Source organism: Bradyrhizobium sp. CCBAU 51627, assembly GCF_028128765.1.
Classification (GTDB): Bacteria; Pseudomonadota; Alphaproteobacteria; order Rhizobiales; family Xanthobacteraceae; genus Bradyrhizobium.
Genome location: NZ_LBJG01000092.1, coordinates 105,387 through 126,981, shown reverse-complemented (window position 1 = coordinate 126,981; position 21,595 = coordinate 105,387). Strand labels below are relative to the sequence as shown.

Sequence of the window (21,595 nt, the reverse complement as noted above, 5' to 3'; positions counted from 1 at the left end):
CAGGACGATGGCACGAGCATTTATTTGCCCTGAGAGGAAACAGGATGAGTTCACTAGCGGCCACGGTGCAGAATATCTTCGACGAGCCGGGCTGCGCCAAGAATGCCAGTAAGTCGGAGGCTGAGCGCAGGAAGGGCTGCACCAGACAGTTGCAGCCGGGTAGCGCTGCCGGCGGCTGTGCTTTCGATGGCGCGAAGGTTGCGCTGCAGCCGTTCACAGATGTCGCTCACTTGGTACATGGTCCGATCGCGTGCGAGGGTAATTCCTGGGACAATCGCGGCGCGGCGTCGTCCGGCTCGGATCTGTGGCGCACCGCATTCACAACCGATTTGAGCGAAACCGATATTGTTTTCGGAGGCGAGAAGCGGCTCTGCAAAGCGATCAAGGAGATCATCGAGAAGTACGATCCGCCCGCCATCTTCGTCTATCAAACCTGCATCCCGGCGATGATCGGCGATGACATCAACGCAGTCTGCAAGGCAGCATCTCAAAGATTCTCAAAGCCGGTGATCCCGATCAATTCTCCGGGTTTCGTCGGTTCGAAGAACCTCGGTAACAAACTCGCCGGTGAGGCCTTGCTCGACTATGTGATCGGGACGCGAGAACCGGACTACACCACGCCGTACGACATCAATCTGATCGGAGAATACAACCTTTCGGGAGAGCTCTGGCAAGTGAAGCCATTGCTAGACGAGCTCGGAGTGCGAATTCTCTGCTGCATCTCCGGCGATGGTAAATATCGCGAAGTCGCTTCATCTCATCGCGCGAGGGCGGCGATGTTGGTGTGCTCAAAGTCCATGGTCAACGTGGCACGCAAGATGGAGCAACGTTACGGGATCCCATTCTTCGAGGGGTCGTTCTACGGTATTCAGGATTCAAGCGAATCGCTACGCCAGCTCGCCCGCTTATTGGTTGAACGCGGCGCCCCGACAGATCTGCTCGGGCGCACCGAAGCGGTGATCGCGCGCGAGGAAGCGCGGGCGTGGGCTGCCATCGAGCCGTACAAGCCGCGATTCGAAGGCAAAAAGGCCTTGTTGATGACGGGCGGCGTCAAGTCATGGTCGGTCGTTGCGGCACTCCAGGAAGCCGGGCTGGAGTTAGTCGGAACTAGCGTGAAGAAATCGACCAGGGAAGACAAGGAGCGCATCAAGGAGCTCATGGGGCAGGATGCCCACATGATCGAGGACATGACCGCGCGCGAAATGTACAAGATGTTGAAGGACGCAAAAGCGGACATCATGCTATCAGGCGGCAAGTCGCAGTTTGTCGCGCTGAAGGCGGCGGTGCCGTGGCTTGATATCAACCAGGAGCGTTGCCACGCCTATATGGGCTATGTCGGAACGGTTAAGCTGGTGGAGGAGATCGATAAGTCACTCTCCAGTCCGATGTGGGAGCAGCTACGTCGACCAGCGCCATGGGAGGCATTGGCCAAGGAGAGGGAGCAGATGCAATCGCCGATGGCCGCAATCGCCTGCGATCCGGCGCTCGCCGAAACCGCGCGGCGCGCGAGGAAGATCTGCGTGTGTAAGAGCGTTGATCTGGGCACGATTGAGGATGCAATTTACGTGCACGGCTTGAGGAGCGTCGCAGCGGTCCGAGAGCATACCAATGCGGGCGGTGGCTGCTGTCGAAGACGCATCGAAGATATGTTTGTGTCCGAGCCGTCTGACATGCGACAGGCCGCAGAGTAGGGAGTCGCCATGGCCCTCGTCACGGCGCCAACAAAAGCCTGCGCTGTCAACCCGCTGAAGATGAGCCAGCCGATCGGCGCCGCATACGCCTTCATGGGGCTGCGCGGGGCGATGCCGCTTCTGCACGGCTCCCAGGGGTGCACATCCTTCGGGCTCACGCTCTTTGTGCGGCATTTCAAAGAAGCAATACCGCTGCAGACCACCGCGATGAGCGAGGTTGCGACCGTACTCGGCGGCTATGAGAATCTCGAGCAGGCGATACTGAACATTTATAACCGTACCAAGCCAAAGATCATCGGGATCTGCTCGACCGGTGTCACCGAGACCAATGGCGACGATGTCGATGCGTACCTCAAGCTAATCCGGAGCAATCATCCGCAACTCGCAAAGTTGCCACTGGTGTATGTATCAACGCCTGATTTCAAGGGCGCGTTCCAGGATGGCTGGGAGAAGGCTGTTGCACGCATGGTGGAGGTACTGGTGGACCGGCCCAGCGCCAATGGCCTGTGGTATCCATCGAAGGTGAATGTTCTGCCGGGGTGTCACCTGACGCCCGGCGACCTTGATGAACTCCGTGTCTTGTTGGAGGATTTCGGATTGTGTCCCTCCTTCCTCCCTGACTTGGCAGGATCCCTCGACGGGCATATCCCCGAAGAGTTTACGTCAACGACCATCGGCGGCATTGACGTGGACGAAATCGCGAGCATGGGGCGCGCAGGGTGGACGATTGCAATCGGAGCGCAGATGAAGCGCGCGGCTGAGGTCATGCAGGCGAAGACCGGCGTGCCTTTTCGCGTGTTCGAGCGGCTGTGTGGTCTCCATCCGAACGACGAATTCATGATGTTTTTGAGCGAGATCAGCGGCCGCCCGATACCCTTGAAATATCGACGGCAACGCAGTCAGCTCGCCGACGCTATGCTGGACGCTCACTTCCATATTGGCGGTCGCAAAGTCGCGATCGGTGCTGAGCCAGACCTCCTGTTCGATTTGTCCGGCATGCTGCACGATATGGGCGCGCAGGTGACCGTCGCCGTGACGACCACTCAGTCGGAGGTGATCGAGCGGATCAGGACCAAGGAGGTTCTCATTGGCGACCTCGAAGATCTGGAAGGACTTGCCAAACGAAAACGTTGTGACCTGCTGATCACGCATTCGCATGGAAGGCAAGCGGCGGCGCGTCTGAAAGTGCCGTTCTATCGTACAGGTTTTCCGATGTTCGATCGACTCGGCGCGGGACACCAACTATCCGTGGGCTATCGTGGTACCCGCAATCTGATCTTCGATATCGCCAATCTCGTTATCGCGCACCGCGAAGAGAACGACGGCCCTACGCCCGATAGATGGCGGACTGCGGCCGGATCGCCGCGACGATCCGGGTATCGCAGCTCCACCGGCGCAGCTGAGAGCTCCACTGTATGAAGATCGCATTTGCCACTCAAGACCTGAGACGCGTCGATGCCCATTTTGGTTGGGCAAAGAATATCGCAATCTACGATGTCACGCCTGGCGGGCACGTGTTTCTCAAGGCGGTTGAGTTTGGGGGCGATCTTAAGGAAGACGGAAATGACGACAAGTTGGCGCCGAAGATCGAAGCAATCAAGGATTGCGCAATCCTTTACGTTGCCGCCATTGGCGGTGCTGGGGCTGCGCGAGTGGTGGCCAACAAGATCCATCCTATCAAGGTGAATAAGCCAGAAAGCATTCTGGTGTTGCTCGAAAAACTCGAGGGCGTACTAAAGGGCACGCCACCTCCTTGGCTACGCAAGGCCATGGCAAAGGACCGACGGGGTACGTTCGAGTTCGACGACTGAGGTGATATGACCGGGAAAAGAGAGCAGCAGGGGAGCGCCTCCGACGCGCCGTTCCTCATGGAGTTGATCAAGGTTTGGCGTGCTCAGGACACCAACGGAGCCTGGGAGGCGAAGAGCGATCTCGATCTGCTCAAACTCTATATTCTGGACAAGGAGAACCGGCGCGCGTCGCCGATTATCGGTGATCCTGATCAGGATGCGTTGCGGCGGCTTAAGCTGTTCTTCGATGCGGTCGCGCTCTCGATCGAGAGGGAGACCGGCGCGATGACCCAGCCGATTCTGGATCTGCATCATGAAGGCTTCGTCCGCATGGTGCTCATCTCAGGCCGTCTGATCGCTGTGAACAAGCAGCTGCGCGATGTGCATCGCTTCGGATTCGATAGTTTGATAAAGCTCGCGCAGCAGGGCGACAAATGTGTCAGCGACGGAATCGACCTGATTCGGAAATTTCCGGACGTGGCGAACTACTGGGGATACTCATGAGCGATCGTGAAACACTGAAGGCAGAACTAAAGAAACTGTCCGTCCAGGCGACGCAAGCCAAGATGGATCTGCACGACCTTTCGGAAGAATTGCCCATCAACTGGACCTCGATTATGGTGGTGGCGCAGAAGGCGTACGATGTCCATGCCGAACTCGAGCGCAAGCATCGCGAGCTGAAAGCGCTGGAAAATGCTTGAAGGGGGAGTGCATGTCATTTGCAACGCGAGACGGCCGCGACTGGACGCCACAATACTTGACCTCGATCGATGCCAAGAAGTGTATCGGCTGCGGCCGCTGTTTCAAGGTGTGCGGTCGAGATGTCATGACTTTGAAAGGAATCAACGAGGAGGGCGAACTCGTCAGCCTCGACAGTGACGAAGACGATGAAGTCGAAAAGAAGATAATGGTTCTGAGCGATCAAGGCGCCTGCATCGGCTGCGGTGCGTGCGCTAGGGTTTGCCCAGCCAACTGCCAGACCCATGTTTCAGCCGGAGCCGAGGCTGCCTAGCGAAGCTGATGAATGGGGGAGAAGCGGGAGATAGCCCCCGCTTTGCGGAAACAATTGCAGGCATGCAGCCGGATGGCTCGCCATCCGAAACAACGGCGCGATACGCTCTGGTTTCGAACTCGCCCATTGCAGAGATGGACCGAGATGACTTCATGGTGGGGGGAAGAGATTCCAGTTTGATTATTCAACGATTGCAGGGCGCGTTTGGAAAAATGCTGGAAAATGCCCTCTAGCAATTTCAATAAGTTGGCAGTCGTTTCCAAATGAGACCAGCTCTCGCAGGAGGAACAGTCCCGGGCAAGGGGCGCGAAAGGAGTATTTGGGAGCGGACACCGCGGTCACCCCTCGCTTGCGGGCAGCAGGCCAGCGAGCACCTGCGCTTCCGACTTGAGGGACTTCAGCGCGAGCTTTTGCGACTGCGCCTCGAAGCGGGTACGGATGGCTGAGACCGACAGCGCGCCGCGCAATTTGCCCTGATTGTCAATGACAGGGACCGCGGCGGCTGCGACCTCCGGATCGCGCTCGCCAAGCGAGACGTAATATCCTTGCTCCAGCACCTTCTTCCGGCTCGCCCCGGGGCCGTCGCCATAGACGGCCAGCACATGCCCGGCGGCGCCGCGATCGAGCGGCAGCCGTTGGCCCTCGTCGAGATGATGCCTAACGGCGCGGGGCGAGTTCACGCAATACAGGCAGATGCGCTCGTTGCCGTCACGAATATAGAACGACGCCGTTTCTCCGGTGGCCTCTACCAACCGGCGCAACGTCGGCCGAACGAGATCGCCGAGGTCCAGGCTCTGGCGATACAGCGACCCGAGGCGCCAAAGCTCCGGCCCTGGTCGATACAGCCGGTCATCGCCGCGCGTCAAGAAGCCCCCCTCTTCCAGCGTCGCTGCGAGCCGCAGCACGGTGCTCTTGTAGAGATCGGTCGCCGTCGCAAGCTCGGTCAGAGTCAGTTCGCGGCGCTCAGGCCCAAATGTCTTGAGAATGGCGAGCGCGCGCGCCACGGCATCCACACCAGTCTTGGTCATCTGCGATTCCGGTTCTATCGTACAGAACTAATATTCATGAGCCGCCGATAAATGCAATAATAAGCGAAGCTGCGCGATCGACCTCGTCGGCCAGCTGAACCGGCGCGTGCTTCATCTTGATGATCTGGTTCAGCTTGGCCCGGAACAGATCGCCCGATCCCCTTGTCCCTTGCTTCTTCGGTTGGATCGCCACCTCCGATGCGACGATGGAATCATGACTGGCGATACGACAGAATACAAAAAAATGAAACTGCAAGGCTCCGGTGCCAGGTACACCAAACACTGCATTCGCAAACGAGTCCACAGCGACAAAATGCGATCCTAGCTCAATCGCTTAGCCGTTCGTCTAGGACGACGAAGTAGCTTCCTCTTCACCAGAGCGCACGACAGATGCTCAACCTCGGCGCGTCAGCTCATAGTCAGCTACAGCTCTTACCATCGTCGGTAGAGCTCGCGCGAGCTCAGCACCGCCAAACCGTACCGACAGGAGAACGATCCGATGTATGGCCGAATTGTTGGCTCATCCAGCCAATCCACAAGCGCTATTCAGGCTGATGAATCGAGTCATTCAGATGACGAGGGCTTTGCGGAAAGACTTGCAGGCATGGCACCCGATGCTGGCCCAAGTTCGTCTCAGGCAGCGACACGGCCGTACTCCGTTCTTTCCAAACCTCCGATCTTCGAGATCGACATCGATGCCTTCGGGAAAGAAGTCAAGGCCTTCTATGGCGATGACATCAAGCAAATTGCCGAAAATAAACTCTCGGAGTATCCGGATTTCATATCCACAAAAGCTCAGCGCGCAGCAAACGTTGCTAGAACCTACGGTCACACCGACGAAGATACGGTCGAGGCGCGATATTACGCCTATCGCTTGGGTGACAAAACTGTTGGGCTTCTGAGAACAGAAGGCGAACTTCGGGTAGGAGGAAGGCGATTCAGTGCCCAGTTTCCCGGAAGAGACGCGGTCACATCCCAAGTAGATCTTCGGGTTACTCATCCGCTCGTAGAGAACGCTGGCGATATTCTACTGGAGCATCAGCTTCGGCAGGACGGCGAGCGAGCATTGATTATGTCAAAACCTGCGTTGCCAGGCATCGAACAACGTCTGGCTCAGATGGGCTTTGTTCCTGTGAGTGATAAGAATCACTGGGTGCTTGATCCTCACCAGCATCCCGACAAGTGGACACATAACGCTGAAGGTAAATGGCAACGGGTAGGCAAACCTGAAGGATATCTCGCCGCCGAGAGTAGTGGTGCTCAGGCGAAAATCGAGCGAGCTCCGAGTGAAGCAAGTGATGAGACAGAGTCGTCCGGCGATGACACGTCTTGGTACTTCGAGCGCCTTAATCTAGGCCCGAGTTCGGCTGGCGAATAGTCGCGTGAACGAGGCCGGACTTAAAGCGGTGGCTACTGAGCTCAGTGACTATGTTGCTGCAGGAATGGCTCGCCACTTCAAGACGACCTTGCGTTAGGCGGCGGGGTCGCGCCCGGAGTGCTGCACCAACCAGCGCTGGGCCGCTCGCCGCCAGCGCGGCTTAGCCCTCAGCTGCCTGAGCTGGCGCTGCGCAGCACCGGGGTCGGCTAGGGGGCGGTCGCCGACCAATCCTGCTGAACCATAAAGTCGGGGACCCTCCGCTCGCGAGCGCAATGTGCTTTGTCAATCCACCAAAGCAGGGCCCGTAGGAGCGGCGGCGTGCGCTCAACGAGTACCATGAAGTGATCACGAAGCAGATCGAGGACAAGCAAGCGGGAAATGATATGGTCTCTCCGCGAGATGGTCAAACTTGGCCTCGAGCTTCGCTTGGAGCTGTGGGGAAAGTGCGTGATGACGGCCTGAGATAGGCGGCGTATCGAGGCGGGTGTAGAAGCCTGCCACCTTCGAGGAGAGTGATGCGCATGAATGAGACTACCAATATTGTCCCGCATTGTCTGCCTACGAGATCGCCGACCCACTAACGGTGTCCTGCGCCGCGGTGCGCGGCAGCATCTCGCGCGTGCCGTCGAGGTCGAAGCCGAGGCATTTCTTGCCACGCTGAAGGGCTTGAAGCTTGCCGACAGACTTCGCGCGGCTTGGTTACGGTCCGGCGCGAACATTGTGACCGGTATCGTCCTGGTCGAGGTGGCGTCGGCGAAGGTTCGTGACCACGGGGCGGCCGGAGATGGCTGGCGGATCCGGTTCAGCTCGGCGATCCTGCCGCTGTGAGCACGTCAGACCAGAACTCTGGATGTCTTGTTGCCGGTCGCGGCATCTCGACCGGTGATTTCCAGAGTGACGGCCTTGCGGGGCAAAAACGCGTCCACCCTGTCACCTGCAGTGGGTTCTCCGGCTGACGGCGGAGTGGCAAGGCGAGTACGAGAGCCTGCAAAGGCGCGATCTGTGGGCGTGCCGATACGCGTACCTGTGAGCTGACGGGGCTTGCTGCAGGCCGCATGGAAGATCATGAGGAAGGCATGCTGTGTGCGGAACTGGCCTGAATTGTGCGCCCGGTCCAACGAGGTGTGCTCCAATGGCGAAGTTTGCGCATTGGTTTGTCCGAAACACGAGCCGTTCCCGCACTTGTACGGTTCTTGCAGCGTTGATTGCACCGCGACAATGAAGAACGTCTTGCAAAAAACGAGCGATGAATGCAACCAGATGCGATCTATGCGATTTGCGGCTTTAACGACATTCCGAGCCGTCAGGCCATGGGATTTAATCTTATAGTCGTCGATGATGACGGCAATCACCGCCCGTGGTCCATCATTGTGGTGCGCTGGGGCAAGAAGGTGCTTGGCTATGTCAATGAATGCCCCCACAACAGCGTCAATTTGGACTGGGAGCGGAACCAATTCCTCGATCCATACGGCATCCGGCTGATGTGCGGCAAGCACGGTTCGACCTTCGACCTCGGCACCGGGCGGTGCGTCGAAGGTCCATGTCGGGGCAAAGCGCTCACACCGATCCCGTTGCCAGTTCTAGATGGTGACATCTGTGTCGTCGGTGTGCATCTTGTGGAAGACGATGCATCGGCCAACGACTGAAGACCGCGCTCAGACCGGCCGGTTCTCGTTGCGGTTTTTCACAGCCTCCATCCTCTTTAGTCCGTCGTCATACGAGATCTCCTCATAGGATAGATCGAGATCCTTTGTGGCATCGAGGAGGTAATCAAGCTTGCCGCCCGGATCGAGCTTCTTGACGTCGTCCTTGTTCAGCCCGACCAGGTCCATGAGCTCCTTCCAAACGGTGGATTCATCGCACGGTAAGACGTGGAAGTTAATCTCGCCGAGCTTAACTCGGTATTTCGCCAGCAAATCGATGTTGTTGCAGAAAATGAAGTAGCTGCCGGTTGAGCTTAAGGCACCGTCGAGGACGGTCGCGACGTCAGCAAGATACGCGAAGGAATGTAAGTAGCCAGCCAGCACAGGAATGGTGCGTTCTCCGTCCTGCGCGATCGTCAGAACCTGCTCGATCGAATAGTCTGGCGGACGTTTCTCGTCAGCGACCTGAGTCTGGAACTTTAGTGCGATGTCGCCCCGAAAGCCGAACCGGCCCGGCTTGGTGGTCGCGCCTTTGAGTACGGCGTTGAGAAGGCGGCCCTCCTTCTCAAGTCTGCCGAGTGCGGTGTTCTCGATTGCAGTCATTAAATTGTCCTCGACTAAGCTCATCACCGACCCTTTGGGCGGTGTCAGATGAGATGCAAATCGCCTGCCGTCGCATGCGTAGCGGCCTTCAATGTAGCTTAGAAAGAAAACGCGCCGGTGGCCGGAACCGCCTCAAGTAGCCTTGTCAGGATCCCAACATCCGTTCCAAAGCCAACAGTGCGAAAGCGAGCATCACCCGGCGTCTGCGCGCTGGCACGTGACTTGCTCTTAGCTGGGTCCAAGCTGATGAGGGAAAGACGTGATCAACCTGACGGATAGCGCAGTGAATGCAATCAAAAGCGCGATTTCATCGTCGGCGCGCCCAGCCGGTGGTCTGCGCGTCATGATCGAAGCAGGCGGCTGCAATGGATTCAAATACAAGATGGGCTTCGCCGAGGAGCCAAAGCCTGACGACACCGTGATCGAACGCGATGGGCTGAGGGTGTTCGTCGATAACAAGAGCCGTGAGCATCTGGTCGGCACGACTATTGATTTCGTGCTGGGTCCGGAGAGCTCTGGCTTTACCTTTCACAACCCGAACGCGACCGCGAACTGCTCCTGCGGAAAATCGTTCGGCTGAGGGAAAACATTGATCAATGATGAGGAGAAGGCATTGAACCGTGCCGGCCGAACCAGAACAACTGAGGATATTGTCGTTCACTACGAAGCGGGAGGGTCGCATTCGCGGCGTGCACGAAGAGATCCGGCCCAATCTGCAAGCCGGCGGTGGCGACTGTTAGCTGATCGGCACGATAGCAGCATGCTCATGGCAAGGCCGGCCGGTGCTGGCAGGTCGTGCAAGCGTTCGAGAAGGTTAGGAGGCATTCAGGCGCGACTCATAGATTCGATCGGAGGATTGGACCGCCTGGTCGTCGTTGCTGCTGCAGGCGAGGTGGTGGATTGAGCGAAAATCGAGCGCCGATCTACCTCGATAACAATGCAACGACGCGGACTGATCGATCCGTCGTGCAAACAATGTTGCCTTTCTTCACTAAGCAATTCGGCAATGCCTCGTCAAGGCATGCCTTCGGCAGCGAGGTCGCAGTCGCTGTGAGGCAGGCCCGGAGAAGCCTGAGCGGCCTGTTAGGTAGTGCATACGATCATGAAATCGTCTTCACCTCGGGAGGGACCGAGGCCAATAATGCCGCAATCCTCTCTGCGCTTGCGACGCAAGAAGGTCGGGACGAGGTGGTCACCACTTCGGTTGAGCACCCCGCCGTACTTGCGCTAACGGAGCAATTGGCGGCAAGGGGAATCAAGACGCGCATTGTACCCGTAGATGCTTGCGGCAGGCTCGACATCGAGGCGTTTCGCTGCGCGATTGGGCCACGAACAGCGATCGCCTCGGTTATGTGGGCCAATAACGAGACCGGAACGATGTTTCCTGTGGAGTTTCTGGCCGGGTTGACCCGTGAGGCGGGCGCGCTGTTTCACACAGATGCGGTCCAGGCGATTGGTAAGGTGCGCTTAAACCTAAAGAACAGCGCGATCGACATGTTGTCGCTATCCGCGCACAAACTGCACGGCCCCAAGGGGGTCGGCGCGCTATATTTGCGCAAAGGGATTAAATTCCGGCCCCTGATCTGCGGCGGATCACAGGAACGAGGGCGACGCGGCGGGACCGAGAATATTCCCGGTATCGTCGGACTGGGAAGAGCTGCCGAACTTGCGGCGGAGCGGCTTGAACCCGAGCGCGTCCGCATTGGCGCGTTACGTGACCGCCTTGAGCAGGGAATTTTGCGCAATGGCGGGTGCGCTGTGCTCGGCGACATCGGCAATCGTTTGGCGAACACGACCAATATTGCCTTCGACCATCTCGAAGGCGAAGGCATTGCCCACCGTCTCAACCGGGCGGGCATCGCCGTGTCGCTCGGATCAGCCTGCAGTTCGGGCTCAATGCAGCCATCGCATGTTCTGCGTGCCATGCAGGTGCCGGCGTGGCGGATGCACGGCGCCATTCGCTTTTCTCTTTCGCGTGAAACCACCTTCGCTGAAGTCGATGAGGTCGTGTGCGCAGTGTCAGATATCGTGGCTCGCATGCGCGCCACCTGCAGCGTCACAGTCGGGGAGTAGACCTAGTGAAAATCATGATCCGCCGCTCTCCGGACGCGGGACTGTCGATCTACGTGCCAAAAAAAGATCTCGAAGAGCCAATCGTGGCCTCCGAGTACGAGACCCTATGGGGCGGCTGGATCAAAGTGGCTAACGGCTGGGTGCTCGATTTGCCCGAGATGGCGAGCGACACACGGCTACCGATCACAGTCGACGCGAAAAGGCGGGATGAGAACGGCCACGACCCGTGAAGGCACTCACGGAGATCGACTTTCTCGATGCGGCGGATGCAAAGGTAACTCTCGTGGACCTTGGCGCCCGCCTGGGGACCGGAAGCATTATCATCTATCTCGTCCTGGTATGACGGAATTGTTCAGATGCGATGTGCTGAGCGCACCCAGAGGCATCGGTCGGCTTCCTTTGCCGGCAGGTTGGCCTTGCCCCGGGGGTCTTTGGGGAAAGAATGGCTGTCGGCGCAGCATATCAAGATCAGCAAACGTGAGCCCGCCGCGACGGCATGGATGGCGCAGACAATGCTCGGCCAGTTGGGTCGAGGCGATTGCACCATCATCTTTGGCCCTCATTGCTGCCCGTCATAGTAGGACGCGTGTCGCCCACTATTAGCCTTATGAAGTCCGGATCCCCCATTTGGGATCCGCCCAATTGGAAGCGGCAGCGCGTGAAGCCCCGTTTGGATGAAGCCGGATGCGGGCGCGTCCAGCGCGAGAGTGAATGCGCAAGCGCTGGAGCTCTGAGTGAGAATGGCGACGCTTCTGTCGCTTTGCCGACAGGCTCATCATTGCTGTTATTGCAGCGCAAACGCTATCGTTGTGATAACTCGGTGGACTACGGTTGCAATCGCACATCCTGGCCATGGCATGCAAGTTGCTATGCAGCTTCCTGAAGCGCGCTCAAGAATGACCTGGGGCGATGATGCTTTCAGAGATAATGGGAATGAACGCGGTCGTGGGACGTGGAAAGTATATCAAAGCTGCAATGAATGGCGGGAACATCATGCAGCCCATCACCGAGCATAAGGGCTGCCGCGCTTCGGCCAAAACCGGGCGGGCGAGCTGCGGCTCGCAGGCCAGCCAAGGCGATCTGCCGATCGGGATATGGGAAAAGGTCAAAAACCACCCCTGCTATAGTGAAGATGCGCACCATCATTACGCTCGCATGCATGTCGCGGTAGCGCCTGCTTGCAACATCCAGTGCAATTACTGCAACCGAAAATACGACTGCGCCAATGAATCGCGTCCCGGTGTGGTGAGCGAGAAACTCACCCCCGAGCAGGCGGCGAGAAAAGTGATCGCAGTGGCGACGACCATTCCGCAGATGACAGTGCTTGGCATCGCTGGTCCCGGCGATGCTCTGGCCAATCCAGCAAAGACGTTTAAAACGTTCGAGCTGGTCAGCCAGGCTGCTCCCGACATCAAGCTGTGTCTGTCAACCAACGGACTCGCACTGCCGGACTATGTGGATACCATCGTCAGGGCCAAAATTGACCACGTCACCATCACGATCAACATGGTCGATCCGGAAATCGGAGCCAAGATTTATCCGTGGATCTTCTTCAACCACAAGCGATACGCCGGCATCGAGGCGGCAAGGATACTCACCCATCGCCAGCTGCAAGGCCTCGAGATGCTTAGCGAACGCGGCATTTTGTGCAAGATCAACTCGGTGATGATCCCGAACATCAATGATGACCACCTGGTCGAGGTCAATAAGGCGGTCACGTCGCGCGGTGCCTTCCTTCACAATATCATGCCGCTGATCTCTGCGCCCGAGCACGGAACAGCATTTGGTCTCAACGGTCAGCGCGGCCCGACGGCGCAAGAATTGAAGGCGCTGCAAGATGCTTGCGAAGGGCAGATAAGCATCATGCGGCATTGCCGCCAGTGCCGCGCTGATGCCGTCGGTCTACTCGGCGAGGATCGCAGCGCAGAGTTCACTAATGATCAGGTGATGAAAATGGACGTCCAATATGACTTAGCGGTGCGCAAGGCTTATCAGGAAACGGTAGAGAATGAGCGCCGTTCCAAGGTCGCCGCCGGCCAAAGGGAGCTTCCGGAAGTTTCCGGAGAGATGGCCGCGATCACTCTTCTGGTGGCGGTCGCAACCAAGGGCTCCGGGTTGATCAACGAGCACTTTGGACATGCAAAGGAATTCCAAGTGTACGAGCTTTCCACATCCGGCGCCAAGTTCGTCGGTCTACGGCGTGTGGAAGGTTACTGCCAGGGCGGCTATGGCGAAGAAGATAGATTATCCGCGATCATGCGCGACATCCGTGACTGCCATGCGGTCTTCGTCGCTAAGATCGGCGGCTGCCCGAAAAGCAGTCTGATCAAGGCGGGAATCGAGCCGGTTGATCAATTCGCTCATGAGTTCATTGAGAAGTCAGCGATCGCTTGGTTCAGATCCTATCTCGACAAGGTGAAGCGCGGGGAGATCCAGCACGTGCAGCGCGGCGAGCCTGCGTGTCGGCTGGGAAATCGGATCTCTGCGGCGTAAGGAGAAGTATGTGCCGTTCAAAATCATCGCCTCGCAGTGTACGAGCTGCTCAGCCTGCGAACCCTTATGCCCGAACGTTGCTATCTCCGAGAAGGGGGGAAGCTTTGTCATTGAAGCGGCAAAATGCACCGAATGTATCGGCCATTTTGACGAGCCGCAATGTGCCGCCGCCTGTCCGGTCGACAATACCTGCGTGGTTGACACGTCGTTGCCTCGCTACCAAGCGCCAGTCTAAAGCGTGAGCCCTCATGAGCGGCATGCCAGGACTTGGTGCCGAATACGTCGCAAGCGCCGCCCGTTGGATCGGAGGTGCCGACGTTCGCTCTCCCTTATGGACGGCGACTGCTCTGGATTATCCTGCTGTTGCTGGTCGGCAGCATGGCTTGGCGGCATTTCGGCGGTCGAGAGCGCTTCGTAATGCCGAGAGCGGCCTTCCAGGCCGCGCTCCCATCGTTGATGTGGTTGACGATATCGCGCGCGGGCACGAAGTGATGTGGAATGTCGCGTCGGGGGCCATGCGGCCTCACTGCATCTCTAGAGCGAGCGAATGCATAAGGAGCGGTATATGAACAGCATTCTTCGCGACAGCGACGTCGTCGAGCTAAGCGATCCGCCCGTCTTCAGCTTTGGCCAGAAGCTTCGAGCCAATCGCACCATCCGCAATGATGGCACCTATCCCGGTAAGGAGATTGGCGACGTCTTAGTCAAGAAGGGGGAGGTGGGTTACGTCATCTCGATCGGTACGTTCTTACAGCAATTCTACATCTACGGTGTAGAGTTTTTGGAAAGCGGCCGCCGCGTTGGCATGAAACGCAAGGAGCTAGAGCCAGTAGATGCCTGCGAGGAGGTCGATGATTTGCCATTACCGGAGGAGTCATGACTAAGCAAGGTGTTACGAAATATCGGCGGGGCCAGCGCGGCAAACCCGCCGCCGACCTCATCAAGGACCGCTCACTACCAATACGGAGCCCGACGAAGCTTTGCTCGCCGCCAGAACGACCCGCCAGACCATCATCGATACTCTCAACAACGAAGTTTATGAGCCGATCTTTATTGTGCGATTTTGGTGAGGAGCTGCTCATGTGCTGATCTTCAAGAAGAAATCAAAGTGCTTTGAATGGAGGCTTTCGTCATGAATGCCGCACTGATGAGGAAAGCAAAGACCGGGCTAGTTCCTCACCCCAACGAGCTTGATCGCAAACGGATCGAGCGCGGCTTGAACGCGCGCAAGCGCTATCTCTACGTCTCGCCAAACGTGACGCCAGTGAGGGGCGGCTACCTCATCGAGAGTCCCTGTTGCTCGCGCAACATCGACAAGGACGGCGCTTTGGTGGACGTCGCGCTGATTCTTTATGATTCCGTGAGCGGGATCTGGAAGCTGTTTCACAAGAATCACGCGGGGGGAGTCTGGGAATTCTACAGCCTTTATCACCGCTTGACTCCTGCAATCGACGAGTTGAATGCGGATCCCGAGCGCCTGTTCTGGCAATGAGGGGCCGCCGTGTCCGAGGGATAGAGGAACGACGATGGCGCTCACGACGGACGCATTGATCGAATCGAACAACTGCATGCTGCCGATGGCGCCGACATGCGTCACCTTGTCGAGCTGCGCCGCTGCCTTCCGCAGCTTGCTTGTGTGCGCTGTGATGCGTCAGGTTTATCGGATCAGCCGTTCCAACAGTGTCCTCGTTTCGATCTTCATCTGCTTGATTGATTGGACCACTGCGTGCAGATTACGGCTGACCGAACGCGAGCGACCGGGATTGTATTGGCCAAGATGAATGTTGGCCGGTGAGCACTGAACCAGCGGAATATGGCGTAGTGCATTTTAAAATTTCCGATGAAATCCCAGGGCAAGCAGATCGAGTTTATCGTCGAGACCATGAAAGATGTGGCGACAACGTGGGCGCCTGCGCGGCGATTGACTGAGATGCTCGTCATCCAAGACAAAGAAGTACGAGAGATTCATTGCGGTGAGTTTAGGTTTTGTCAGCGCAAGAGATGAGCAAGCGGACCAAGGACACCTGGTTTGTACGGCGTTGCCGGGCGACATCGTGATCCGCCCAGTGCAGGAGGGTGCCGGCCGCCGAAGACAACGCATCTAGAAAGCCGCAAGAGAAATGTTCCAGGTGAGTGCGGAGAAGGCATGCTCGATCATTAGAAAAGTCTCGGCGTGCAAGGCGCGGCTTGAGGCAGGCGCCAAGATGTCCGAAAGCAAGCACATTACAATCGAGTGTGTCGGTGTCCAGCTCGTGATCGTTGGTGTCCAAAAACGGGAATCGGTATGAACTCTCAAGAAGTCATCATCCACGTCCGCTTCGCGCCGAACGGGCGGGTGATACAAATCAGCGAGCGTCCAGCAAAGCTCACTCCGAACCAATGGTTTGATGTCCTCAACACCCGTGCGAGCTCGGCTTATCGGCCGCTCGCTCGGGGCCGAGGGGTTTTTCGGCTGAGCCGGACTGCGGTCGATGCCTTCAAGCAGGGGACCGCGGGGCCGGCATCAGCGAACGGATTGCCGGCGACTTGATAAGCGAGCAGATCGAATCAGTCCGACCGACGCCATCATTCTGATCGAGGCCATGGGCTTTTAGCCCGTCTCAGATCGCTGCTAGGGGCGAGAAGCGCCGACATAGTTGCGACTGCGCCGAATTGTGAGACGCACCCGTTACACATCTGGTGGGCAACTTGCTTTGGAGAACTTGAATGACAAGTGAGTGGTGAATGAATAATGAGATCGGAAGATGACGTTGGTATTGATCAGGAAGCGCTTTCGGACGCCAAGGCATCGACCGCTCATCTTCAGCGGCGACAACGACTATGCCGCCCTCTCATTCCGGCTGCTTTCGCAAGGCGGGTGGGAATCACTCGTGTCCATCGCCAATGGGGCGTTCAATCGTTAGACGTTGTGGGCGACTATGTGCTCACACCTCATCCCTCCAGCTGAAGTCAACTATCGGAGAATAGGTGCGTGAATTCAGAAGACAGAGTCGATCTCCCGCAGCTCTATAGGCATCACGTTTTCGCGTGCAACACGCAGCGTCCGCCAAGCCATCAGCACGGCAGTTGCGGCGCCTCCGGCGCGCAAGGTCTCTGGGATCGAATGGGCAAGGCGATCGAAGCGCAAGGCCTCAACGATATTGGCTTCGCGACAGCGGGCTGCCTTGGCTTTTGTAACGCTGGTCCCTTGCTGGTTGTCTACCCCGATGGCGTCTGGTATCGCGCGACCACGCCTGAGGACGTTGACGAGATCGTCAACTCCCACCTCAAGCAGGGCAAACGTGTCGACCGCCTTGTGATGGTGCTCAAGCGAAGCTAGAGGCGTCGCTTGCGGCCACTTGCCCTGGCTGGCAAGGATGAACGGTTTGTTCGTCCATGAGCCGGCCGTTGGGAACTCAGATCGTCTGAGGTTAACCGGGCACCTTGCGCTCAGGAGTGCGTTGACAGCACGTCATTGAGCTTGGCGCGGCGTACCGTTTCTATAAAGCCAACACTGGGAAATGGCTCCGTTGCATCGCGCGACGAAACAGGCATATGATCATATGCCTTGTCGATGTTTGTGTACTGTCACTCACGTGCGGCGCGATCCGTAAGTCGCAGCGGGCGCAATGCTGCGAATGGGTCCCTCTCTTGCGAGCTGACGCGTCGTTGACGCGTCAGCCGGCTTCCTGCCACAGTGCGGTGAGAGTAGGAGATGCGCTCGATGAGCTCGCTGCGTCCGAGTTGATCAAACGAAGTCTCCTTTATGACCCCGTTCTCTCGTCAGAACTTGTAAGCGACGCCGCCGCTGACGAGCCATGGATCGATATTTGCGCGGCCGGTAACGGCAATCGCATTGTTTATGGTCGCCGAGTACTCCGGCCGGAGCCACAGCTTCTTCACGTCAAAGTTGAGGCCCCAGTGACGATCAAGCATGTAATCGAAGCCGAATTGGATCGCAGCGCCGAATTGGTTTCTGAGGTGTAGATCGGTGACGGCAAGACCGGCGAGCGACGTGTTGGCTGCCGATTGGTTGAAGAATACAGTGTAGTTGATGCCCGCGCCGAGATAAGGCTTAAGCGGCCCAAAATCGGTGAAGTGATATTGCAGGGTCAGTGTAGGCGGCAACAGCCAGGTTTTTCCGATATCGAGCCCAGTGAGCGCGCCATTGCCGCTGATGTGATGGCTAGTCACGCCGAGAATGAGTTCAGCAGCTAAGTTGTTTGTGAAGAAATAGGTGATGTCCAGCTCTGGTATGACTTGATCGCTGATCGAAAGCCCAGAACTTGGGGATGAGAGCGATGGCGTCCCGGAAACGTTGACCGAACTGCCTGCGGTATCCGGCAAAACGCCGAGCACGCGCAAGCGGATCATCCATGGGTTGCGGGGTTCAATTGGAGGCGCTTTATAGTAGACCGGCGCCGGATCCAGATCCGCACTACGTGCCGAGTTGCTGGCCCACGGGGTCGCTAGCGCGAGGACCGATGCCATCGCCAGAACTGTTCTTGCTCTCATCGAATTCTCCATTCCAAAGTCGCGCGAGATGCCGCGCAAGGTCTCTGTCACACATTGGGACTGCCGGAGGATTTGATATCGATCAAAATGAGAGCGGCGGTTAGTGCAATCATGCCTGTAAGTTGTATTAGGATCACACCGGCGAAGCGTGGTGATCTGTTCTGATCGTTAGTGTATCCAAGAGGTCGTCTGAGCCGAGGCTCTCGAAGCAGCTGCCTCTCGGCTTGGTGCTCTGATCAATCCAAGCCGCGGAAGTCATGCGTGATAAAGCCACCGACTGCCGCGAATCCTCTCACGGGTCGCTAAGGCGGACGGGCGACATTCAAGCGCAATATTGGCGATGTCTCCCTACGGAGTAGGCATCTGCGCGGGCCGTCTCAGCAGAGGCCTACTCTGTTACTACCCGTGCAAGCCGCAAGTGGAGCACGTCATTTTTGGCATGGCAAACGCGCAGCGTTTCCTCGCGTCTGCGGGCAACACGTGCCGTTTGCTTCTTGCAAGCATCCCTCGAGATCATCGTGAGCCTTGCGGCCAAGTAGCGACAGCACGAGCTCATGATCGAGTCCGGCACATCGTGCCGCGTCAACCTCAATCAGCGGTCGTCGTATCAGGAGCGGATCGCCAGCCATCAGTGCGAGTGCGTTTGCAGCATCGACAGAATCGGGGTTGACTTCGCCTGACTTGATACGAGGCGCGGCTCGGTTGAACCAGGAGCCGACGGGCATATTGCGGAAGAAGCTGCGCAATTCGTCCGCATGCCATGGCTCCGTCAAGATGTCTTTGACGACCACGTCGTGGCCCGCGGATTGAAACGCTTGAATCTGACGCGCATTCGTGGCGCAGCCGGGCTTCTGATAGAAAATGATTGTCGCCACGGCAAACCTATGTACGCGTTGTGAGACGAACGGGTGGCACGGCGCTGCTGCATCCGGCTGCCCATTTGAAATGCTTGCTGATCATCTCCAATATCAGTGCACCAGGCGCCGTACCGTAGTTGCAATCCTCGCCGCGGGTCCGCCAGGTTTCGAGCCCGACCGACATGTTCATTATCCTCAAATCGCCCCTCTTATCAGAGGAGCAGCAAGTTCCGCTCCACAACTGAGACATCGGAATAGGTGCCGTCAATTCGGTTTTTTGGCGCTGATGTTTGTGGTTGTTTGTTCGATGTCCGACAGCCGCGCAGATTCTGTTAGATCCAAAACGGCCAACGATCACGCACCAGCCGGTTGGCTTTTGGAAACGTAATCAGAAGCTTAAGGTACGCGGTCAAGCGTTGGCACGGCCGTTGCTAATAAGCGGAAGCAACACTGAGTGAGGGCTGAGTGCAGGCCGACGCGTAAGGCGAGCGATGCGCTCCTTCCCTTCAACCCGTGTGGCCCCCGCTTCTGCGAGAGAAACAAGCTCGCGCGAGAAGCGCGAGCTTTTGGATAATCGGTTGATGGAGAGCAACATGGCTTCACTAAGACAAATCGCGTTCTACGGGAAGGGCGGCATCGGCAAGTCCACCACTTCACAGAACACGCTGGCGGCGCTAGCCGAGCTGGGTCAGAAAATTCTGATTGTAGGGTGCGATCCGAAAGCGGACTCGACCCGCCTCATTCTGCACGCCAAGGCTCAAGACACGATTTTGAGCCTCGCCGCGAGCGCCGGCAGTGTGGAGGACCTAGAGCTCGAGGACGTAATGAAGGTCGGCTACAAAGACATTCGCTGCGTGGAGTCCGGTGGTCCAGAGCCAGGCGTCGGCTGCGCCGGCCGCGGTGTCATCACGTCGATCAATTTCCTGGAAGAGAACGGCGCCTACGAGAACATTGACTATGTCTCATACGATGTGCTTGGCGATGTCGTTTGCGGTGGCTTCGCGATGCCAATCCGCGAGAACAAGGCGCAGGAGATCTACATCGTGATGTCTGGTGAAATGATGGCGATGTATGCCGCAAACAACATTTCCAAGGGGATCTTGAAATACGCGAACTCTGGTGGGGTGCGGCTGGGCGGTCTGATCTGCAACGAGCGGCAGACCGACAAGGAACTGGAACTGGCGGAAGCGTTGGCCAAGAAGCTAGGAACTCAGCTGATCTACTTCGTGCCCCGTGACAACGTGGTGCAGCATGCAGAGCTACGCCGCATGACGGTGCTTGAGTATGCACCCGATTCCAAGCAGGCTGATCACTATCGGAAGCTCGCGGCCAAGGTTCACAACAATGGCGGCAAAGGCATCATCCCGACCCCGATCTCAATGGATGAGCTCGAAGACATGCTGATGGAGCATGGCATTATGAAGCCCGTGGATGAATCAATCATCGGCAAAACTGCCGCCGAACTCGCAGCCTCGTAAAGGTCGCGAGTCGCGGCCTTGTAAAGGCGCGCGACAGATGCCGGTCTCCCTCACCATCCGTCCCGGGAGACCGGCATGCTGACAAACGACGGTCGCCAACACCAGGGTGCGCCGTGACCAAGCTTGCATTGGGAAGACCCACAGAGTTATGTCCGAGCCGCACGTCTTTCCGTTCGTGGCTACTTGTGCTGTTGACGCCAACAGCCAGTCGCATAGGGGAATTACGACCTACCGCTTGCTCACCGGTAGGCATCCTGCAGATGCCGATATCGCCACCGATAGCAATTTCGATCGTCATGTTTTGGCGTCTATCCTAGCCGCTGCCACGATGGACGGTGGCTCCCTTCTTGAGAAGGTTGGCCTATCCGGCGTTGAATTGGCGGCCTTGCTGGAGCGGTACTTTTCCTCAACCGAGATCAAGGGCGCGGAGCAGGCTTCGCCTTTCAGGTGGGAAGACGACGAGGAGATCGCAATGGTTCGCGATCTGTTGCTCAAGCAACGCTCGACCGAAGGGGATATCGGCCGCTGGCTGGCCGCGATGATCGCGCGCCGCGCCATTGAGCCGGACCATCTCTGGGAAGCTCTTGGCTTGCGCAATCGTGGCGAACTCTCTCTGCTGCTGAGCCGGCATTTCGCGCCGCTCGCCGCGCGAAATGTCAATAATATGCGTTGGAAGCGCTTCTTCTACCGCATGCTTTGCGAGAATGAAGGGCTTGGGATGTGCACGGCACCCGTGTGCACTCAATGTGACGACTTCAACATCTGCTTCGGCGAAGAAAGCGGTGAGAGCCGGATGGCCGAGCGCCGGCGCGATTTGCTGTTGCAGGCCACAGCTTGGCCGGGTGTGGCCAGCGGCCGGGTATTTGAAATGCCAGGAGAGTCCGCAACGGCACCCTCATCCGAGACAGCGTCGTCGGATTTGTAGTCCGCCCGGTGAGAGGAGGGCGTGGGTGACGCCATTTGGATGCGAGCGGATGGCTACGTGTTCAAGGCGGCAGGATCGAGTGCTCCGCTACAATTCTCACATCCTGGTGCGCCGCAACGAACCTGTCGTA

27 protein-coding genes are annotated in these 21,595 nt (G+C 57.7%); 21 read left to right on the top strand and 6 right to left on the bottom strand.

What is annotated here, in order from left to right:
• The first annotated feature begins 44 nt into the window (after positions 1-44).
• From nifE to XH88_RS36915, 7 genes are read left to right on the top strand one after another with little or no spacing between them, the layout of a single operon-like run.
• Positions 45-1,691, top strand: a complete 1,647-nt coding sequence (gene nifE, locus XH88_RS36945; RefSeq protein WP_271673077.1) for a nitrogenase iron-molybdenum cofactor biosynthesis protein NifE — start codon at positions 45-47, stop codon at positions 1,689-1,691.
• A gap of 9 nt (positions 1,692-1,700) precedes the next feature.
• Positions 1,701-3,110 carry a nitrogenase iron-molybdenum cofactor biosynthesis protein NifN gene (nifN, locus tag XH88_RS36940; protein ID WP_271673076.1) on the top strand — a complete coding sequence of 470 codons (1,410 nt, stop codon included), beginning with the start codon at positions 1,701-1,703 and terminating at the stop codon, positions 3,108-3,110.
• Positions 3,107-3,502, top strand: coding sequence for a nitrogen fixation protein NifX (nifX, locus tag XH88_RS36935; RefSeq protein ID WP_271673075.1), 396 nt, complete (start codon positions 3,107-3,109; stop codon positions 3,500-3,502). Before nifN ends, nifX begins: the two co-directional genes overlap by 4 nt.
• 6 nt (positions 3,503-3,508) lie before the next feature.
• Entirely contained in the window at positions 3,509-3,985 is a 477-nt protein-coding gene (locus XH88_RS36930; protein WP_271673074.1) for a NifX-associated nitrogen fixation protein, read from the top strand.
• Positions 3,982-4,182, top strand: coding sequence for a CCE_0567 family metalloprotein (locus XH88_RS36925; protein WP_271673073.1), 201 nt, complete (start codon positions 3,982-3,984; stop codon positions 4,180-4,182). Before XH88_RS36930 ends, XH88_RS36925 begins: the two co-directional genes overlap by 4 nt.
• Before the next feature lie 11 nt (positions 4,183-4,193).
• Complete coding sequence (gene fdxB, locus XH88_RS36920; protein WP_271673072.1) at positions 4,194-4,493, top strand: ferredoxin III, nif-specific; 300 nt, start codon at positions 4,194-4,196, stop codon at positions 4,491-4,493.
• Positions 4,494-4,501: 8 nt separating this feature from the next.
• A complete protein-coding gene (locus XH88_RS36915; RefSeq protein WP_271673071.1) occupies positions 4,502-4,726 on the top strand; it encodes a hypothetical protein in 225 nt (74 codons plus the stop codon).
• A 105-nt stretch (positions 4,727-4,831) separates the two neighbouring features.
• Here XH88_RS36915 and XH88_RS36910 read toward each other — a convergent pair whose 3' ends face one another.
• Positions 4,832-5,521 (bottom strand): IclR family transcriptional regulator, encoded by a 690-nt coding sequence (locus XH88_RS36910; RefSeq protein WP_271673070.1) that lies wholly within the window; start codon positions 5,519-5,521, stop codon positions 4,832-4,834.
• A 34-nt stretch (positions 5,522-5,555) separates the two neighbouring features.
• Positions 5,556-5,825, bottom strand: a complete 270-nt coding sequence (locus XH88_RS36905) for a hypothetical protein (protein ID WP_271673174.1) — start codon at positions 5,823-5,825, stop codon at positions 5,556-5,558.
• A gap of 195 nt (positions 5,826-6,020) precedes the next feature.
• On the opposite strand from XH88_RS36905, the gene XH88_RS36900 reads away from it, so the two are divergent.
• A complete protein-coding gene (locus XH88_RS36900) occupies positions 6,021-6,899 on the top strand; it encodes a host specificity protein (protein WP_271673069.1) in 879 nt (292 codons plus the stop codon).
• A 540-nt stretch (positions 6,900-7,439) separates the two neighbouring features.
• Complete coding sequence (locus XH88_RS36895) at positions 7,440-7,727, top strand: hypothetical protein (RefSeq protein WP_271673068.1); 288 nt, start codon at positions 7,440-7,442, stop codon at positions 7,725-7,727.
• Between the two features lie 5 nt (positions 7,728-7,732).
• Here the strand turns inward: XH88_RS36895 and XH88_RS36890 are convergent, their stop codons facing one another.
• On the bottom strand, positions 7,733-8,155 hold the full coding sequence (locus XH88_RS36890; protein ID WP_271673067.1) for a hypothetical protein: 423 nt from the start codon (positions 8,153-8,155) through the stop codon (positions 7,733-7,735).
• Between XH88_RS36890 and XH88_RS36885 the strand changes: the two genes are divergently transcribed.
• Positions 8,150-8,545 carry a Rieske (2Fe-2S) protein gene (locus XH88_RS36885; protein ID WP_271673066.1) on the top strand — a complete coding sequence of 132 codons (396 nt, stop codon included), beginning with the start codon at positions 8,150-8,152 and terminating at the stop codon, positions 8,543-8,545. The genes XH88_RS36890 and XH88_RS36885 overlap by 6 nt on opposite strands.
• A 9-nt stretch (positions 8,546-8,554) precedes the next feature.
• On the opposite strand, the gene XH88_RS36880 is transcribed toward XH88_RS36885, so the two are convergent.
• Positions 8,555-9,145, bottom strand: a complete 591-nt coding sequence (locus XH88_RS36880) for a hypothetical protein (RefSeq protein ID WP_271673065.1) — start codon at positions 9,143-9,145, stop codon at positions 8,555-8,557.
• 259 nt (positions 9,146-9,404) lie between these two features.
• Here XH88_RS36880 and XH88_RS36875 point away from each other — a divergent pair, with 259 nt between their 5' ends.
• From XH88_RS36875 to XH88_RS36830, 9 genes are all read left to right on the top strand, one after another.
• Positions 9,405-9,725 carry an iron-sulfur cluster assembly accessory protein gene (locus XH88_RS36875; protein WP_271673064.1) on the top strand — a complete coding sequence of 107 codons (321 nt, stop codon included), beginning with the start codon at positions 9,405-9,407 and terminating at the stop codon, positions 9,723-9,725.
• Positions 9,726-10,045: 320 nt separating this feature from the next.
• Positions 10,046-11,218, top strand: coding sequence for a cysteine desulfurase NifS (gene nifS, locus XH88_RS36870; RefSeq protein ID WP_271673063.1), 1,173 nt, complete (start codon positions 10,046-10,048; stop codon positions 11,216-11,218).
• A gap of 5 nt (positions 11,219-11,223) precedes the next feature.
• Positions 11,224-11,448 (top strand): putative nitrogen fixation protein NifT, encoded by a 225-nt coding sequence (gene nifT / locus XH88_RS36865; RefSeq protein WP_271673062.1) that lies wholly within the window; start codon positions 11,224-11,226, stop codon positions 11,446-11,448.
• A 703-nt stretch (positions 11,449-12,151) separates the two neighbouring features.
• On the top strand, positions 12,152-13,711 hold the full coding sequence (gene nifB, locus XH88_RS36860; RefSeq protein ID WP_271673061.1) for a nitrogenase cofactor biosynthesis protein NifB: 1,560 nt from the start codon (positions 12,152-12,154) through the stop codon (positions 13,709-13,711).
• A 10-nt stretch (positions 13,712-13,721) separates the two neighbouring features.
• Entirely contained in the window at positions 13,722-13,946 is a 225-nt protein-coding gene (locus XH88_RS36855) for a 4Fe-4S binding protein (protein WP_080139663.1), read from the top strand.
• 330 nt (positions 13,947-14,276) lie between these two features.
• On the top strand, positions 14,277-14,591 hold the full coding sequence (locus tag XH88_RS36850; protein ID WP_271673060.1) for a nitrogen fixation protein NifZ: 315 nt from the start codon (positions 14,277-14,279) through the stop codon (positions 14,589-14,591).
• Positions 14,592-14,843: 252 nt separating this feature from the next.
• Positions 14,844-15,203, top strand: a complete 360-nt coding sequence (locus tag XH88_RS36845) for a DUF3024 domain-containing protein (protein WP_271673059.1) — start codon at positions 14,844-14,846, stop codon at positions 15,201-15,203.
• Between the two features lie 34 nt (positions 15,204-15,237).
• The gene (locus tag XH88_RS36840) at positions 15,238-15,492 is read left to right on the top strand and encodes a hypothetical protein (RefSeq protein WP_271673058.1); all 255 of its coding nucleotides are present in this window, start codon (positions 15,238-15,240) and stop codon (positions 15,490-15,492) included.
• A gap of 1,190 nt (positions 15,493-16,682) precedes the next feature.
• Positions 16,683-17,030 (top strand): (2Fe-2S) ferredoxin domain-containing protein, encoded by a 348-nt coding sequence (locus XH88_RS36830; protein WP_271673056.1) that lies wholly within the window; start codon positions 16,683-16,685, stop codon positions 17,028-17,030.
• Positions 17,031-17,473: 443 nt separating this feature from the next.
• Here XH88_RS36830 and XH88_RS36825 read toward each other — a convergent pair whose 3' ends face one another.
• Positions 17,474-18,217 (bottom strand): OmpW/AlkL family protein, encoded by a 744-nt coding sequence (locus XH88_RS36825; RefSeq protein ID WP_442868519.1) that lies wholly within the window; start codon positions 18,215-18,217, stop codon positions 17,474-17,476.
• A gap of 416 nt (positions 18,218-18,633) precedes the next feature.
• Positions 18,634-19,080: an ArsC/Spx/MgsR family protein gene (locus XH88_RS36820; RefSeq protein ID WP_271673055.1), complete on the bottom strand. Its 447-nt coding sequence runs from the start codon at positions 19,078-19,080 to the stop codon at positions 18,634-18,636.
• 575 nt (positions 19,081-19,655) lie between these two features.
• Here XH88_RS36820 and nifH point away from each other — a divergent pair.
• Positions 19,656-20,540, top strand: a complete 885-nt coding sequence (gene nifH, locus XH88_RS36815) for a nitrogenase iron protein (RefSeq protein WP_128948000.1) — start codon at positions 19,656-19,658, stop codon at positions 20,538-20,540.
• Between the two features lie 148 nt (positions 20,541-20,688).
• Complete coding sequence (locus XH88_RS36810; protein ID WP_271673054.1) at positions 20,689-21,465, top strand: nitrogen fixation protein NifQ; 777 nt, start codon at positions 20,689-20,691, stop codon at positions 21,463-21,465.
• Positions 21,466-21,595 lie beyond the last annotated feature (130 nt).

Excerpts from the sequence above, each read along its gene's own strand:
- XH88_RS36840 (WP_271673058.1), top strand. The coding sequence starts at position 15,238 with ATGGCGCTCACGACGGACGCATTGATCGAATCGAACAACTGCATGCTG.
- nifB (WP_271673061.1), top strand. The coding sequence starts at position 12,152 with ATGAACGCGGTCGTGGGACGTGGAAAGTATATCAAAGCTGCAATGAAT.
- XH88_RS36925 (WP_271673073.1), top strand. The coding sequence starts at position 3,982 with ATGAGCGATCGTGAAACACTGAAGGCAGAACTAAAGAAACTGTCCGTC.
- nifX (WP_271673075.1), top strand. The coding sequence starts at position 3,107 with ATGAAGATCGCATTTGCCACTCAAGACCTGAGACGCGTCGATGCCCAT.
- XH88_RS36880 (WP_271673065.1), bottom strand. The coding sequence starts at position 9,145 with ATGACTGCAATCGAGAACACCGCACTCGGCAGACTTGAGAAGGAGGGC.
- XH88_RS36915 (WP_271673071.1), top strand. The coding sequence starts at position 4,502 with ATGAATGGGGGAGAAGCGGGAGATAGCCCCCGCTTTGCGGAAACAATT.
- XH88_RS36910 (WP_271673070.1), bottom strand. The coding sequence starts at position 5,521 with ATGACCAAGACTGGTGTGGATGCCGTGGCGCGCGCGCTCGCCATTCTC.
- fdxB (WP_271673072.1), top strand. The coding sequence starts at position 4,194 with ATGTCATTTGCAACGCGAGACGGCCGCGACTGGACGCCACAATACTTG.
- XH88_RS36850 (WP_271673060.1), top strand. The coding sequence starts at position 14,277 with ATGAACAGCATTCTTCGCGACAGCGACGTCGTCGAGCTAAGCGATCCG.
- XH88_RS36900 (WP_271673069.1), top strand. The coding sequence starts at position 6,021 with ATGTATGGCCGAATTGTTGGCTCATCCAGCCAATCCACAAGCGCTATT.
- nifH (WP_128948000.1), top strand. The coding sequence starts at position 19,656 with ATGGCTTCACTAAGACAAATCGCGTTCTACGGGAAGGGCGGCATCGGC.
- nifE (WP_271673077.1), top strand. The coding sequence starts at position 45 with ATGAGTTCACTAGCGGCCACGGTGCAGAATATCTTCGACGAGCCGGGC.
- nifN (WP_271673076.1), top strand. The coding sequence starts at position 1,701 with ATGGCCCTCGTCACGGCGCCAACAAAAGCCTGCGCTGTCAACCCGCTG.
- XH88_RS36825 (WP_442868519.1), bottom strand. The coding sequence starts at position 18,217 with ATGGAGAATTCGATGAGAGCAAGAACAGTTCTGGCGATGGCATCGGTC.
- XH88_RS36810 (WP_271673054.1), top strand. The coding sequence starts at position 20,689 with ATGTCCGAGCCGCACGTCTTTCCGTTCGTGGCTACTTGTGCTGTTGAC.
- XH88_RS36845 (WP_271673059.1), top strand. The coding sequence starts at position 14,844 with ATGAATGCCGCACTGATGAGGAAAGCAAAGACCGGGCTAGTTCCTCAC.
- XH88_RS36885 (WP_271673066.1), top strand. The coding sequence starts at position 8,150 with ATGCAACCAGATGCGATCTATGCGATTTGCGGCTTTAACGACATTCCG.
- XH88_RS36930 (WP_271673074.1), top strand. The coding sequence starts at position 3,509 with ATGACCGGGAAAAGAGAGCAGCAGGGGAGCGCCTCCGACGCGCCGTTC.